General features: G+C 57.3%; 14 protein-coding genes and 1 pseudogene. 12 read left to right on the top strand and 3 right to left on the bottom strand.

Annotated features, from left to right (window positions below):
• Positions 1-139: 139 nt before the first annotated feature.
• The 8 genes and pseudogenes from nirB to CHH67_RS10190 all read left to right on the top strand — a co-directional run bounded on the left by nirB (position 140) and on the right by CHH67_RS10190 (position 8,118).
• Positions 140-2,596, top strand: a complete 2,457-nt coding sequence (nirB, locus tag CHH67_RS10225) for a nitrite reductase large subunit NirB (RefSeq protein ID WP_095265065.1) — start codon at positions 140-142, stop codon at positions 2,594-2,596.
• A complete protein-coding gene (nirD, locus tag CHH67_RS10220; RefSeq protein ID WP_095265064.1) occupies positions 2,593-2,904 on the top strand; it encodes a nitrite reductase small subunit NirD in 312 nt (103 codons plus the stop codon). Before nirB ends, nirD begins: the two co-directional genes overlap by 4 nt.
• 80 nt (positions 2,905-2,984) lie before the next feature.
• Positions 2,985-3,755: a uroporphyrinogen-III C-methyltransferase gene (gene cobA / locus CHH67_RS10215; RefSeq protein ID WP_095265063.1), complete on the top strand. Its 771-nt coding sequence runs from the start codon at positions 2,985-2,987 to the stop codon at positions 3,753-3,755.
• A 231-nt stretch (positions 3,756-3,986) separates the two neighbouring features.
• Positions 3,987-4,910: an AraC family transcriptional regulator gene (locus CHH67_RS10210; protein ID WP_095265062.1), complete on the top strand. Its 924-nt coding sequence runs from the start codon at positions 3,987-3,989 to the stop codon at positions 4,908-4,910.
• A gap of 111 nt (positions 4,911-5,021) precedes the next feature.
• Positions 5,022-5,999, top strand: a complete 978-nt coding sequence (locus CHH67_RS10205) for an N-acetylglucosamine kinase (protein ID WP_095265061.1) — start codon at positions 5,022-5,024, stop codon at positions 5,997-5,999.
• Positions 6,000-6,051: 52 nt separating this feature from the next.
• Positions 6,052-7,362: a 6-phospho-beta-glucosidase gene (locus CHH67_RS10200; protein ID WP_095265060.1), complete on the top strand. Its 1,311-nt coding sequence runs from the start codon at positions 6,052-6,054 to the stop codon at positions 7,360-7,362.
• A gap of 125 nt (positions 7,363-7,487) precedes the next feature.
• Positions 7,488-7,757: pseudogene (locus CHH67_RS10195) on the top strand (helix-turn-helix transcriptional regulator); the annotation flags it as partial.
• Complete coding sequence (locus CHH67_RS10190) at positions 7,708-8,118, top strand: ABC transporter permease (protein ID WP_095265059.1); 411 nt, start codon at positions 7,708-7,710, stop codon at positions 8,116-8,118. The pseudogene CHH67_RS10195 and the gene CHH67_RS10190, both read left to right, overlap by 50 nt.
• Positions 8,119-8,139: 21 nt before the next feature.
• On the opposite strand, the gene CHH67_RS10185 is transcribed toward CHH67_RS10190, so the two are convergent.
• From CHH67_RS10185 to CHH67_RS10175, 3 genes are all read right to left on the bottom strand, one after another.
• On the bottom strand, positions 8,140-9,126 hold the full coding sequence (locus CHH67_RS10185) for an SDR family oxidoreductase (RefSeq protein WP_095265058.1): 987 nt from the start codon (positions 9,124-9,126) through the stop codon (positions 8,140-8,142).
• Between the two features lie 12 nt (positions 9,127-9,138).
• Complete coding sequence (uxuA, locus tag CHH67_RS10180) at positions 9,139-10,212, bottom strand: mannonate dehydratase (protein WP_095265057.1); 1,074 nt, start codon at positions 10,210-10,212, stop codon at positions 9,139-9,141.
• 98 nt (positions 10,213-10,310) lie between these two features.
• Positions 10,311-10,988: a GntR family transcriptional regulator gene (locus tag CHH67_RS10175; RefSeq protein ID WP_095265056.1), complete on the bottom strand. Its 678-nt coding sequence runs from the start codon at positions 10,986-10,988 to the stop codon at positions 10,311-10,313.
• A 313-nt stretch (positions 10,989-11,301) separates the two neighbouring features.
• On the opposite strand from CHH67_RS10175, the gene CHH67_RS10170 reads away from it, so the two are divergent.
• The 4 genes from CHH67_RS10170 (at position 11,302) to CHH67_RS10155 (ending at position 15,416) form a co-directional block, all read left to right on the top strand.
• Positions 11,302-11,622 carry a metal-sensitive transcriptional regulator gene (locus CHH67_RS10170; RefSeq protein WP_095265055.1) on the top strand — a complete coding sequence of 107 codons (321 nt, stop codon included), beginning with the start codon at positions 11,302-11,304 and terminating at the stop codon, positions 11,620-11,622.
• Positions 11,623-11,930: 308 nt separating this feature from the next.
• Complete coding sequence (locus CHH67_RS10165) at positions 11,931-12,131, top strand: cation transporter (protein WP_095265054.1); 201 nt, start codon at positions 11,931-11,933, stop codon at positions 12,129-12,131.
• 31 nt (positions 12,132-12,162) lie between these two features.
• Positions 12,163-14,598 (top strand): heavy metal translocating P-type ATPase, encoded by a 2,436-nt coding sequence (locus CHH67_RS10160; RefSeq protein WP_095265053.1) that lies wholly within the window; start codon positions 12,163-12,165, stop codon positions 14,596-14,598.
• A 182-nt stretch (positions 14,599-14,780) separates the two neighbouring features.
• Positions 14,781-15,416, top strand: a complete 636-nt coding sequence (locus tag CHH67_RS10155; RefSeq protein WP_095265052.1) for a nitrite reductase — start codon at positions 14,781-14,783, stop codon at positions 15,414-15,416.
• Positions 15,417-15,418: the final 2 nt, after the last annotated feature.

The following is a 15,418-nucleotide window of genomic DNA, read 5'->3' as shown; positions in this document are numbered from 1 at the left end:
GGTGTGTCCGGGTAGAAGCGGCAACGAAGCCTGCCTTCGCCAGATCAGAAGAGAGATGATGGATCTTTTTTCTTGGCGAATGCGGGCTTTTTCTGTTGTTTTTCACCCCTGAACATAGCCGAAAAGGAGAGAACCTGCGATGAACGAACCTAAGAAGTTAGTGCTGGTTGGCAACGGGATGGCGGGCGTAAGAACGATTGAGCATGTGCTGAAGCTGTCGCCCGGAGCGTATGAGATGACGGTATTTGGCGCGGAACCTTATCCGAATTATAACCGGATTATGCTCTCCAAGGTTCTGGCGGGCGGCACGGATATGAAGGAGATCATAATCAATGATCTGGATTGGTACGAATCGAACGGCATTCAGTTATATAAAGGAGATGCCGCTGTCCGGATTGATACGGACAACCGCAAGGTCATCTCTGAATCCGGTGTCGAGGCCTCGTATGATGCGCTCATTATCGCAACGGGCTCGAATCCGTTCATCCTTCCCATCCCGGGCGCCCGGAAGGAAGGCGTGATTGGTTTTCGGGACATCCATGACTGCAACAAAATGATCGAGGCGGCAAAGTCATACAAGAAGGCGGCGGTCATCGGCGGCGGATTGCTCGGACTGGAGGCGGCGCGGGGCCTGCTGAACTTGGGCATGGACGTCACGGTGGTCCATCTTGGCAAGCACTTGATGGATCGCCAGCTGGATGCCCCGGCTTCCGAAATGCTGCGCCGCGAGCTGGAAGAACAAGGCATGAACTTCCTGATGGAGAAGCAGACGGCTGCGATTATCGGCAGGCGCCGGGCTGAGGGGCTGGAGTTCGCGGACGGGAGCAGGCTGGAGGCCGATCTGGTGGTGATGGCCGTTGGCATTCTGCCGAATGTGGAATTGGCTAAATCGGCCGGGCTTCAGGTCAACCGCGGCATTATCGTGGATGATTACCTGCAGACAAGCGCTCCGGGCGTGTATGCGGTCGGGGAGTGTGCAGAGCATCGGGGGATTGCCTACGGGCTAGTCGCGCCGCTGTATGAGCAAGGGGCTGTGCTGGCCAAACGCCTGGCCGGCGTGGACACAGACGGATACGCGGGCTCGGTCACTTCGACCAAGCTCAAGGTATCGGGTGTGGATGTGTTCTCTGCCGGGATGTTCAATGATGCGGAGGGCACCCGCTCGCTGCGGTATCAGGATGACATTGACGGTGTATATAAAAAGATCGTGCTCAAGGACGACAGGCTGATCGGCGCCGTCTTGTTCGGGGATACGTCAGACGGTGCATCCTTATTCTCCCTGATCAAGAGCGGCGAATCTGTTGCGGGACGGGAGAAGGAGCTGCTGCTCGGCTACCAGACCGGACAGTCCTCGCTGTCGCCGCTCGCCCGGCTTGAGTCCTGCTCGGAGGATGAGATTATATGCGGCTGCAACGGTGTGACGAAAGGGCGCATCGTCGAGGCGATTGCCGACGGCAATCACACGGTAGGAAAGATCAAGGGCTGCACTAAGGCGTCGGCCTCCTGCGGCGGCTGCAGACCGGAGGTGGAAGGGCTGCTTCAGCTCTACGGCGGGGATATGGCCGGTGAGCCGGTCAAGGAGGGCATCTGCGGCTGCACGTCACTGAGCCGGGATGAGATTGTATCCAGCATCAAGGAGCTTCGCCTGCTCAGTGTCAAGGAGACGATGAACGTTCTGGGCTGGAGCGAGCCCGAAGGCTGCTCGAAATGCCGCCCTGCGCTCAACTACTATTTGGGCATGCTGTGGCCAGCAGAGTACGCTGACGAGAAGGAGTCGCGGTTCACGAACGAACGGTACCACGCCAATATTCAGAAGGATGGGACGTATTCGGTTGTGCCGCGGGTGTACGGGGGCGTAACCTCACCGGCTGATCTGAAGAAGATCGCGGCGGTAGCGGAGAAATACAATGTGCCGATGGTGAAGTTCACAGGCGGACAGCGGCTGGACCTGCTCGGGGTGAAGAAGGAGGACCTGCCGAAGATTTGGGAGGAGCTCGACATGCCGTCAGGCCACGCCTATGGCAAGACCCTTCGGACCGTGAAGACCTGCGTGGGCTCGACCTTCTGCCGATTCGGCACGCAGGACTCCATCGGGATGGGCATTGAGCTGGAGAAAGCATTCGAGCGTCTCAACACCCCTGCGAAGGTGAAGCTGGCGGTATCGGGCTGTCCGCGCAACTGTGCGGAAGCCACGATTAAAGATCTCGGTGTGGTTGCGATTGACGGCGGCTGGGAAATCTACGTCGGCGGCAATGGCGGGGTCAAGGTCCGGGCAGCGGACTTGCTCTGCACGGTGAAGACCGAGGAAGAAGTGATGGAATGGACCGGAGCCTACCTGCAGTACTACCGCGAGACGGCCAACTGGAATGAGCGGACTTCGGTCTGGCTTGAACGGGTGGGGCTTGATGCCATCAAGGCGGCTCTCGAGAAGCAGGAAGACCGTCAGGCGCTCGTATCCCGGATCGAGGAGACGCTGAGCCGGACAACCGATCCGTGGAAAGAAATCATCGAGAATCCGGAACTGCGCAAGAACTTCATGCCGCTGGCTGAAGCCGGAGCAGGTGCCGGTGAAACCTTGGGAGGTAGAAGGTCATGAGCAAAATATTTGTTGCGAATCTGGAGGATATCGATCCCAAAGGCGCGCGCACGCTTCGTATCGAGGATACGGAAATTGCGTTATTCAAGCTCAGTGACGGCAGCGTAAAAGCGGTGGAGAACCGGTGCCCGCATAAAGGCGGCAAGCTGTCTGAGGGCATGGTATGCGGAACGGCGGTGCACTGCCCGCTGCACGATTGGAAGATCGACCTGGCCAGCGGGCGCGTGTACGAGCCGGATGACGGATGCATTACGACCTCCCGGACGGAAATTGACGGCACAAGCGGTTCGGTCTATATCGTCCTCTAGACCGGATGCAGGTGCCGCGCGCGTGCGCTTAACAGAACGGTCTGGAGCTTCATGAATGACAATTACAGGGGGTGCGCCATATGCGGACAACAGGCAGGGTCAGTATCGTTGGAGCGGGACCGGGGGATCCGGAATTCATCACCGTGAAGGCGCTGAAACGTATACAGGAGGCCGACGTGATCTTGTACGACCGGCTGGTCAATGAAGAGCTGCTGTCCTATGCGCCGCCAGAGGCGATCCGCATATACTGCGGCAAAGCCCCGGGGGAGCATGCGGTGCCCCAGGAGGGGATCAACAAGCTGCTCATCCGTTATGGGCTGCAGGGCAAGCGGGTGGTCCGGCTCAAGGGCGGCGATCCCTTCGTGTTCGGTCGTGGCGGGGAAGAGGTGCTGGCGCTTGCCGCCTACGGCATTCCGCATGAGGTCATCCCCGGAATTACATCCGCCATCGGCTCGGCGGCTTCGGCGGGCATTCCGCTAACCCACCGCGGTGTGGCGGCATCCTTCGCCTGTGTGACAGGCAGCCGCTGTCACGGTGATGGTACGCCGGTCCGGTGGGATCTGCTGGCGCACAGTGTGGATACGCTTGTGATCTATATGGGCGTCAAGCAGATACCGTTCATCCGGGAGCAGCTGCTGCTTCATGGCAAGCCTGGTGCGACCCCGGTTGCCTTCATTGAGCAGGGAACGACCCACCTGCAGCGGAGCTTCCTGTGTACCGTGGAGGATATGCAGGAAGTGGCTGCGCAGGTGAAGCTGGGCAATCCGGCGCTGATCGTAGTCGGTGAGGTAGCCCATATTCCGGAGCAGGTCGCAGCGCTGCAGAGCGCTGCGTCCATGCGAATTGGTTAATGGCGGGGGACGCTCGCCGAATCTTAGGTTAAGTCAAATTCTCAAGGCTGTTCAGAGGCAGGTCATGCGGCGGGGCATGGCCTGCTTTTTGTTGCAGGCCTGCTTCCCGGCAGAGGTGCTATCGCGCCTGGTAAATTGCATTTATTATCCGTGGCGGTTCTTGAAGTCGCGTGGTAGGATGGGGGTAATTGAATGGTTTCGTGAATATTCATAATCCAGGAGGTGCCGGCAATGGACCGCCCGCAAAGCATTTTGCCTGACCAGATTGCATTTACCCATGCTGCATTTCCGTTCACAGCCTCCACCACGAGAGGGATCTTCATCGGGGCTCAGCGCCTTCACTGGCATCATGCGCTGGAGCTCAATTATATCCGCAGCGGCACGGGCTATATTGTGATCAATGGGATGAGGCTGTCGTTCAAACAGGGCGACCTTATTCTGATCAACAGCAATGATCTTCACCGGGCCTACGAAACGGACAACCTGGTGATGGACGTGATGATGTTCGAGCCTTCGCTGCTGGCTATCGATTTGAAATATGATCCGGATCTGCTGCTGCCGTTTCGTGCTTTGGGAACGCGTTTCCCGCATGTCGTGAATGCCGACTCGCCGATATATGACGAGCTGGTGCTGCTGTTCAGCCGGATGATGGAGGAGAACCGCATCAAGGGGACGTCCTTTATGAGCCTGATTCGTTCGGATCTGATCCGCTTCTTGAGCCTGGCGAATCGCCATCTCACGGCACCGGCTCAGGAGAAGCAGCGAGTTCCGGTTCCTGTTCGCGGAATGCATGCGCTCAAGGAGGTGCTGCGGACGATGGAGCTACATTTTGCCTACGGGTGGACGCTGCGCGAGCTGGCCGATCTGACGCATCTTAGCCCATCCCGCTTCAGCGCGCTGTTCCAGCAGGTAGTCGGAACGTCGCCGCATCATTATTTGATCCAGCTTCGGCTGACTCATGCCGTTCATCTGCTGGAGACAACGGATCATAAAATTATCGAGATCGCTGAAAGCTGCGGTTTTCGCAATCTGTCCAATTTCAACCGGCTGTTCAAGCTGCATATCGGGGCTTCGCCGAGCGAGGTTCGTGAACGCGCTTATACGGGGGCAGGGGGTTATCCCGGTCCCCAATTGTCTCCACCTGATAAACAGTAAGATTGTATCACTCCCCGGTGGTATAGCGGTAGAAGGAACCGCCCTGCAAGCGGTATGGTAAACGTATACCACCACATGACGCAGCCCAAGGGCGGCGGTAGGAGTGAGACGATGAGTTTGTATCTGGGAGTGGATGCCGGGGGGAGCAAGACGCACGCGGTCATCTGCGATGAGAATGGGAATATTGTAGGTAAGGGAATGTCCGGTAACGGCAATCATCAGACGACTCGCGAGGCGGAGCGCAACATTCAATCGGCCTGTGAGGCAGCGCTGCGGTCGGCCGGGGCGGCTCAGGAAGAGATCAGCTATGCGTATTTTGGGCTCGCCGGCGCGGATCGTGAAGCGGACTTTGCCATTCTGCGTCCGATGATAGCGCGTCTTGGCTATGCGCGGCATGCGATCGCCTGCGACACGATCATCGGCATGCGGGCAGGCACCAGCCGGCCATACGGCGCGGCAATCATCTGCGGTACGGGATTTAACAGTGCGGCCCGAAACCGGGCGGGCGAGGAGTTTCAATACGGAGGATTCGGCTTTGTCTACGGAGACGGCTATGCCGGAGGGGCCGGTTTTGCCCAGCTGGCATTTCGCTCGGTCATTCGCGCCTGGGATGGGCGGGGGCCTAAGACGCTGCTCACGCCGCTGGTGCTCCGGCATCTCGGCTATGACGAGGTGGAGCCGATGTATGAGGATGTCTTGTACGGCAACATTTCGATTCCTCCGAGTCTGGTGAAAATCGTATTCGAAGCGGCCGAGGCCGGCGACGAGGTGGCCACGCGAATTCTGGTCAGCGAAGGAGAAGAGCTGGCCAACGCCGTATGTACACTTGTTCGGCGTCTGGACATGACGCAGGAGATCTTTGACATCGTGTATATCGGCAGCGTGCTGAATCGTCCGAACAGCTCGATACTGACCAGCGCCATCGAGCGGGTGGTGGCAGAACGGGCCCCGGGCGCCCGCTGTGTCCGATTGACATCTGACCCGGTTGTAGGGGCGTTGATGTGTGCGATGGAAGCGGACGGGCGGACGATTAAACCGGAGACGGAAGTCAGGCTTAAAGCGTTTGTGTTTGATGAAGAGAGCGTATGAGGGAATCTGAGGCCATATTAGGGAACGGAACAATCATGGGAGGCGATTTGACGTGAAGCATTCGTCGGGCTTGAAAATAGCGGTGATCGGAGGAGGCTCCTCCTACACGCCGGAAATTGTGGAGGGCTTTATCCGTCATTATGATCAAATGCCGGTTCGCGAGCTGTGGTTCGTGGACATTGAAGAGGGCAAGCATAAGCTGGATATCGTCGGCAATCTGGCGAAGCGGATGGTGAAGGAGTCCGGGCTGCCGATCGAGGTCCATCTGACGCTGGACCGGAGACGGGCGATTGAAGGGGCGGATTTCGTTACGACACAGATGCGGGTCGGTCTGCTGGCCGCCCGGAAGCTGGATGAGCATATTCCGATCATGCATGATGTGATCGGGCAGGAAACGACCGGACCTGGCGGCATGATGAAGGCGCTGCGCACCGTGCCGGTCATCCTCGACATTTGCCGGGATATCGAGGAGCTGGCGCCGAACGCATGGATGCTCAATTTTACGAATCCGGCGGGTATTGTGACGGAGGCGGTTGCCAAGCACAGCCGGGTGAAGTCGGTCGGGCTGTGCAACTCCCCGATCAATTTCCAGAAGTTCTTGGCGGCGGAATACGGCGTGCCGGAGAAGGACGTGCTCGCTGAATTTGTCGGCATCAACCATCTGCACTGGGTTACCTCGGCTATCGTAAATGGGGAGGAGAAGCTGCCGGAGCTCCTGGACGGGGGCAAGACCTATACGGCCCGTAATGTGCCGACCCTCGGCTGGGATGCTGAGTTTCTGCAATCGCTTGGTGCGATCCCGACCTACTATTTGAAGTACTTCTATATGACTGACAAGATGCTGGCTGATATGAAGGCATCGCTTGCGAAGGATGGCACCCGGGCGGATGTCGTCAGCCGGGTTGAGCAGGAATTGTTCGAGCTGTATAAGGACGAGAATTTGGCGGAGAAGCCAAAGCAGCTTGAGCAGCGGGGCGGTGCCTACTATTCCGAAGCGGCTGTCAATCTGATGAACTCCATCTATAACGACCGGCATGACATTCAGACGCTGAACGTATCCAACGGCTCGATGTATGACTTTCTGCCTGCGGATGCCAGCATCGAGATCAACTGTGTGGTGACCGGACAAGGGCCAATTCCGCTTGCGCCACAGCATGTTCCGGAGCATGTCAAAGGATTGATGCATGCGGTTAAGGTTTACGAGCAGCTGACCATCGAGGCGGCGATTACAGGAGACCGGGGCATAGCGCTGCAGGCGCTGGTGCACCATCCGTTAGTGCCGTCGGTCACCGTGGCCAAGAAGCTGCTGGATGAGATGCTGGAGGCGAACAAGAAATATTTGCCGGCCTTTTATCAAGCGTAGTTTACGAACAGCGAAGAAAAAATGAATTATGACCGATTATAATCCTGACAGCCTTGTTGTCAGGATTATTCGTTTAGGATCGATAGCAGATGACCCACACTTCACCAACCGAAGGAGGGATGCCCGTGAGACTGGATCGTTTGCTTGGAATTACGCTGGAACTGCTGGCCAAGAAGCGGGTGACCGCAGCGACATTGGCTGCCAAATTTGAAGTATCGGTACGCACGGTCTACCGTGACGTGGAGTTGATTAATCAGGCCGGTATTCCGGTTGCATCATTCACCGGCGCAGACGGAGGATTTGAGCTGATGGATGGATTTTATCTGACGAGGCAGCACTTCTCGGTTGACGATTTGTCGGTCATCTATACTCGCACTCGGATTTCGTCCGGAAGTCGGCATCCCGGGTGCGGTAGCTGCACTGATCTACGTCCTCCTTTTCGCTTATTGCACGAGCTGGGTATTCGCGTTTGTCGGCAATACGGTCAGACGGCCGGAGACGGTATCGGGCACAAGCATGATGGTGGTCTATCCGCTCCTGTTCGCCAGCAATGTGCTTGTTGACACCTCGACGATGCCGAGCGGTCTTATGATGGCGATTGACTGGAATCCGATCAGCGTGGCCGTGAGCTTGACGCGGGGACTGCTTCACGGCACGGCGAGTGCTGCCGATAAGGCGGCAGGCCTCGGGGTCGGCCTGCTGCTGCTCGGTATTTTTGCTCCGCTAACGATCTACGTCTACTTACGGAAGCAGTAGCGGCCAAAAGCAGCTCTAGCGCTATACCCCCGAATAGGCCATGAAACCGCCATCAACCGGAATGACCGTGCCGGTCACAAAGCCGGACGTATCGTTATCGACCAGCCACAGCAGCGTGCCGAGCAGATCGGTGGGAACACCGAACCGTCTCATCGGGGTGTGGGTGATGATTTTGCGGGAGCGGTCTGTCAGTGATCCGTCCGGCTGAAGAAGCAGGTCGCGGTTCTGCTCGGTCAGGAAAAATCCCGGTGCGATCGCATTGACGCGAATGCCGGATTCCGCCAGATGAACAGCGAGCCACTGTGTGAAGTTGTTGATCGCTGCTTTGGCTGCGCTGTAGGCCGGAACCTTGGTCATCGGGCTTGGCGCGCTCATGGAGGAGATGTTCAGGACGACTGCTCCCGGGCGGTCCACCATGCTTTCGGCAAATATCTGGGTCGGGATCATCGTGCCGATAAAATTCAGGTCGAACACGTCGCGGAACCCGGAAATGCTCAGTCCGAAAAAGGTGGTGACATCCGGCTGCCCCATATCCTCCGGCCGGAAAATCTCATGGGTGGTGTTGGCATCCTTGCGGTTGCCGCCAGCTCCGTTGATCAGAATGTCGCAGGGGCCGAAGGCCTCGAGAACCGCGGCCTGCGCCTGCCGGACGCTGTTCACATCGGTGACATCACAAGCGACCGCAATCGCTTTGCCGCCAGCGGTCTTGATCTCATCGGCGACCTGCTGGCCTTTCTCTACGGTGCGATTCAGCACCGCGACGCTCACACCCTGCCGCCCCAGTTCAAGCGCCATCGCACGGCATAAGACGCCGGAGCCGCCGGTAATGACGGCGGTTTTGCCGGCTAGCGACGGGTGCAGCGGGAGAGCGGGAGCCTCCTGCTCAGCAAGGCCGGCATGGCTGCCTGCGCCTCCCTGATCTGGGCTGACATGGTGCGCTCCTGCGGAAGGTTCGCGCCCGTCATCTGCGTGATGGGCCGGACCTGATGTTTGTTCATGCAAACTCATTGTGATTCCTCCTTATTTCACAGCGGATTCATTCCTGCGGTAGGCGTCCCACAGGCCCCACAAGTACATGATGCCGAGGGCACGGTCATACAGGCCGTAGCCTGGTCTGCACTTTTCGCCCCACAGATGGCGTCCGTGATCCGGTCTGCAATAGCCGGAAAAGCCGTTCTCATGATACGCCCTGACGATGCCGGAAATATCGACGGTTCCGTCCTGTGTCCGATGAGAGGTTTCAATGAAGTCGCCGTTCTCATACACGCGCACATTCCGGATATGCGTGAACGGGATGCGGTCATGGAATTCATGAATCATGGAGATGATGTCATTGTCCGGATTGGCTCCGAGGGAGCCGCTGCACAGGGTGATGCTGTTGGCCGGGCTATCGTACAGGCTCAGAAATCTGCGGAGATTCTCTTGTCCCGTAATGATGCGGGGCAGCCCGAAGATCGACCAAGGCGGATCATCCGGATGAATCGCCATGCGGATGCCGTTTTGCTCCGCAACCGGAATGACGGCCTGTAGAAAATAGTCCAGATTGCGCCACAGATCGTCGGCGGTTACGCCGCGATAGGCCTCGAACAGGGAGGTAAGATGCATCAGCCGCTCGGGCTCCCAGCCCGGCATCGTCAGCGCGCTGTTCTCGCTGATGTTTCGGACGAGGTCCATCGGGTCAATGCCGTCGATTCTGGATTTTTCGAAGAAGAGGGAGGTTGATCCATCCTCCATTTCCTTGAACAGCTCGGTGCGCGCCCAGTCAAATACAGGCATGAAATTGTAGCAGATGACCTTGACGCCGACCTTGGCCAGCTTCTCGATCGTACGGATGTAATTCTCGATGTACTGGTCCCGTGACGGAAGCCCGAGCTTGATGTCCTCATGCACATTGACGCTTTCCACAACCTCGATATGAAGTCCGTAGCGCTTGGCTTGATCCCGAACCTCCTCGATGCGTGCCAGCGGCCATTCATCCCCGGCCGGTATGTCATGAAGCGCCCATACAATGCCTTCTACCCCGGGGATTTGTCTGATCTGATCCAGCGTGACAGTATCGTTGCCCTCGCCGAACCATCTGAATACCATACGCAAAATTGTCCACCGCCTTTAACAGGATAAAGATGTATACAGCCTGAAGTTAAGTAAAGATTATATATCTTCCTTGTTTCCGGAAGGCAATTCAAAATACGTCATTTAAAATAATCGGGATGCTTCTCTCGAAGCACGGTCAGATTAGAGATCATGAGGCTGAGATGATGCTGCATCACCTGTTCGGCCGTATCGGCATCCTGCCGCCGGATAGCCTCCGTAATTTCACGGTGCTGTTCATACAGCTGACCCCAGTGCGGATCGGTGGACAACCACAGCATCCGGCTCCGGTTCAGATGGGCATTCATCTGCTGCAGCACGCTCCACGTTCCCTGCTTGCGGCAGCCCTCGAATAGAATCCGGTGAAAAGCCTCATCAAGCTCGAACATTTCACGGCCGTCATGCTTCTCGATGCTATGCTTCTGAGCGGACAGATTGGCATCCAGCTCGGCCAATCGCTCCGCCGGGAACTCGGCGCAGGCGAGCCGGACGACGGCCTTCTCGAGCTGCTCGCGCATGAACCGGGCTTCCTCTACCAGGTCCGGGTCAATGAGCGACACTCGCGTGCCCCGCTGCGGAAGGACGACGACGAGATCTTCCTGGGCGAGCCGAACGAAGCTCTCCCGAACCGGCGTGCGGCTAACTTCGAAGGCAAGCGAAACCTCCTTCTCGGATAAAGCGGTTCCGGGAGGCAGCTCCAAGCTGACAATTTGCTGCTTGAGACGGGAATAGACGTTGTTCCCCGCTGAGCCCGGTTGTGACCGCCAGGATTCAACCATGACATCACCTCCTATTTTGTTCCATACTACCATACTTGTATGGTAGTATGGAACAAAAATTTTAAAGCGTTTTACATTCCGAGGAGGGAATGAATACTGCGTGATCTGAAGCATATCGAATGAACCTGACCATTGAGAAAGGGAACCAATGACAACGGAACAAATGACAAAAAATGATGGCGATCCACTCTTATAGGGTGGGGGGCTATATGATATACTAGAGATAACAAGAACGGGACGGCATCATCGGTTGTTGTGCTGCTGAATTGATAATCGAGGCCGATGCCAAGCCAAGGACCAAGGGGGAAAGGGAATGTCAACAGAGAGCCATACACATGAGTGCGCGGTAACAAGTGAGCGGAAGAGTCACCATTCCGAGAAGACGAAGAACAATCTGATCAGCAGATTGAACCGGATTGAAGGCCAGATTCGCGGTGTGAAGGGCCTGATCGAGAAGGATACGTATTGTGACGATGTTCTGAACCAGATTTCCTCCATACAGTCGGCCTTGAACGGGGTCAGCAAGCTGCTGCTGGAGCACCATATGAAAAGCTGTGTGGTAGAGCGGCTGCAGGAGGGTGACGAGGAAGTCATCACGGAACTGTTAACGACGATGAACAAATTGATGAAATAAACAAAGGCTGGCTTCCAGCCTGCCGCGCGGGCTGAAGCCGGTTCTGTGGGCAGCCTTCGTTCAGCGCATGGGAAGGAACACAGAACCGGCAGCGCAGGATGGATTCCTTCAAGTCCGCATATGGGCGGACTTGAGATTGGGCTAGAAACGTCCCGGCAGCGTACGGTGGTGATTGGAGGTTATTTCTTGGTCTGTAGCAGCGGGCATCGTTGTTTTCAGCCCAAGTATGAAAAATTCATTGACGAAATATAGGGTAGGGGGGTATTCTAAATTCAACAACAAAATTAGAAAAAGAGGAGGGATTGACGGTGGAACAGGCAACAATCAGGGTAGAGGGCATGTCGTGCAGCCATTGTGTGAGCTCGGTTGAGGGCGCGTTGAAGGCAAACCATGTACAAGGCACGGTTGATTTGGCGACAGGGACGGTCTCCATACAATATGACCCGGATAAGATCAATCTGGATACGATCAAGAACGTTATCGAGGAGCAAGGCTATACCGTGCGTTAACGACAACAGCGAAGAAATGGGGTGAATCGGCATGGGAACAGATGCAGCCGACAAGGATTATAAGAAGACATCGCTGCAGCTTACCGGCATGACATGTGCCGCTTGTGCGAACCGGATTGAGAAGGGGCTCTCCCGTATGGAAGGGGTGCAGGAGGCCAGCGTTAATTTTGCCTTGGAGAAAGCAGCGGTCGTATATGATCCGGGGGTTGTGACGGTACAGCAGATGGAAGAGAAGATCGAGAAGCTCGGGTACGGCACTGCCAAGGAAACGGCGGATCTGCAGCTGGCAGGCATGTACTGCGCAGCCTGCGCCGTGAAGATCGAGAAGGTGGTCAACCGGATGCCGGGCGTGCAGGAGGCCACCGTCAATTATGCCATGGAGACGGCTCGGGTGGAATATAATCCGGCGGAGGTGTCACTCCAGGATATCCAGCAGCGTGTGGAGAAACTCGGCTATCAGGCCGTGCCGAAGCAGGAGGCTGAAGGGCGGCAGGATCACCGGGAGCAGGCGATGACTATGCAGAAGCGGAAGTTCATTCTGTCTGCCGTGTTGTCGCTGCCGCTGCTATGGGCGATGGTTGCGCATTTCTCCTTCACCTCCTGGATCTGGATGCCGGACTTGTTCATGAACCCATGGTTCCAGCTGGCGCTGGCCACTCCGGTCCAGTTCTATATCGGCAAGCAGTTTTACGTCGGCGCCTACAAGGCGCTTCGGAACCTTAGCGCCAATATGGATGTGCTGATCGCGCTCGGGACATCGGCGGCGTATTTCTATAGCCTGTATTTGACGCTGGATTGGGCAATGGCGGGCGCTTCAGCCCATCATGGGCCGGCGATGTACTACGAGACAAGTGCCATCCTGATCACGCTGGTCATTCTGGGCAAGCTGTTTGAATCGCTGGCGAAGGGACGGACCTCGGAAGCGATTAAAGCGTTGATGGGGCTTCAAGCGAAGACGGCGCTGGTCGTCCGGGACGGCCAGGAAATGACGATTCCGGTGGAACAGGTGCTGGTTGGCGATACGGTCATCGTGAAGCCCGGCGAGAAAATTCCGGTGGACGGCCGGGTCGTGGACGGCATGTCGGCTGTGGATGAGTCCATGCTGACAGGTGAAAGCATACCGGTGGAGAAGAAAGCCGGGGACACGGTGATCGGGGCGACCATGAACAAGAATGGGCGACTGACGTTTACGGCCACCAAGATTGGCAAAGAGACCGCCCTGGCTCAAATTATCAAGGTGGTGGAGGAGGCCCAAGGCTCTAAAGCGCCGATTCAGCGGATCGCGGACGTGATCTCGGGCATCTTCGTACCGATTGTTGTCGGCATTGCCGTGCTTGCCTTTATCGTATGGTATTTCTGGGCTGCGCCGGGCGACTTTGCCCACGCGCTGGAGATCGCGATTGCCATTCTCGTGATTGCGTGCCCTTGTGCGCTGGGCCTGGCCACACCGACCTCGATCATGGCCGGCTCCGGCCGGGCCGCCGAATTCGGTGTGTTGTTCAAGGGCGGCGAGCATCTGGAGGCGACGCATAAGATCGATACCGTCATTCTGGACAAAACGGGAACGGTGACGAAAGGAACTCCGGAGCTGACCGACGTGGAGCCATACGGCATGGAGGAGTTGGCATTCCTCCGTTTGACAGGGGCTGCGGAGAAAGGCTCGGAGCATCCGCTTGCCGAGGCGATCGTGGCCGGAGTTGAGGCCGCGGGGGTGCAGCTGCCGCAAGCAGAGCAATTTGAAGCGATTCCGGGTCACGGCATCCGTGCGGTCGTCGACGGGAGAGAGGTGCTGGCCGGAACAAGAAGGCTGATGGCCGCGAAGCATGTCTCCGTGGAACCCGCGCTGGGCCGCATGTCCGAGCTGGAGTCAGCGGGCAAAACGGCCATGCTGGTGGCTGTCGATGGCAAATATGCCGGACTGGTTGCAGTGGCCGATACGATCAAGGAGACATCGCAGGCGGCGGTGGCGCGCTTGAAGCAGATGGGGATCGAGGTCATTATGATTACCGGCGACAATGAACGCACCGCTCAGGCGATTGCTGCACAGGCCGGAATCGATCAGGTGCGGGCAGAGGTTCTTCCCGAAGGCAAGGCGGATGAGGTGAAAAAGCTGCAGCAGCAAGGCCGGAAGGTGGCGATGGTCGGCGACGGCATCAACGATGCTCCGGCGCTTGCAGTGGCCGATATCGGCATGGCGATTGGCACAGGCACGGATGTCGCCATGGAGGCGGCAGACGTCACCTTGATGAAGGGCGATCTGGGCAGCATTCCGGATGCCATCTATATGAGCCGCCGGACGATGGGCAATATCCGGCAGAACCTGTTCTGGGCGCTGGCCTACAACTCGCTCGGCATCCCGATTGCCGCCATCGGGCTTCTTGCACCCTGGGTTGCCGGGGCGGCGATGGCACTAAGCTCCGTATCGGTGGTGCTGAATGCGCTCCGCCTGCAGCGAATGAAGGTATAATGCACACCTTCGTATGAACGTATCGCACCGCCCGGAACAAGCGGGGTGGCCTGAAAGCGGATGGTAGGAGAGTCATGAGAAGCCGAAGGCGCTGACGGTTAAGGCAAGTGGTCCGGGGGATAATCATTTGGCCGGAATACAGAATGGGGCAAGCTTGAACGTTGAAATGGGAGTGAGAAGAAGTGGCTATGCGAAAATTTGCGGTAACGCCGGGATTTGAGGTCGGCGGAACGCTGTTCAAGCCGGAGCAGCTGGCCGTGCTGGGCTCCATTGTGGGAGAGAACGCCCGCATCGAGCTGACCACATTTAAGCAGCTGTACGTGGAGATGGACGAAGAACGGATCGAGGAGGTGGAGGTGCAGCTTAAGGAGACGGGGCTGCAAATTCATCCGGCAGGCTTTGTATCCAAAAGTCTGATCACCTGCAACTTTTGCCGAGGGGCTGAGGATTCCGGACTGGATGTTGCCCTGATGCTGGATGAGGCCATCGCAGATCATCCCGTACCGAATCCGCTCAAGATTGGGTACGCCGGATGCGGGCTCGGGACAAGCGAACCTTTGCTTAAGGATATTGCCGTCGTGAAGATTCGGGAGGGTTATGACATCTATGTCGGCGGTGAACCGCGTGGGCTCAAGGCCGGTATTGCCAAGCAGCTGCATTCCGGGCTATCCTCCCGGCAGCTGGTTCCTGTCATTCGGCGGCTGATCTCGGTATATCAGGAAGCCGGCAAGAAGAAGGAGAAGTATTCCCGTTTTGTGGAGCGGATGACGGTGGAGAAGCTGCGCGAGCTGACGCAGGCCGAACTGGAGGCCGTTTAACT

The sequence above is a fragment of the Paenibacillus campinasensis genome (genome assembly GCF_002272015.1).
Lineage (GTDB): Bacteria > Bacillota > Bacilli > Paenibacillales > Paenibacillaceae > Paenibacillus_AQ > Paenibacillus_AQ campinasensis.
This window is presented reverse-complemented; position numbering and strand designations above follow the sequence as displayed.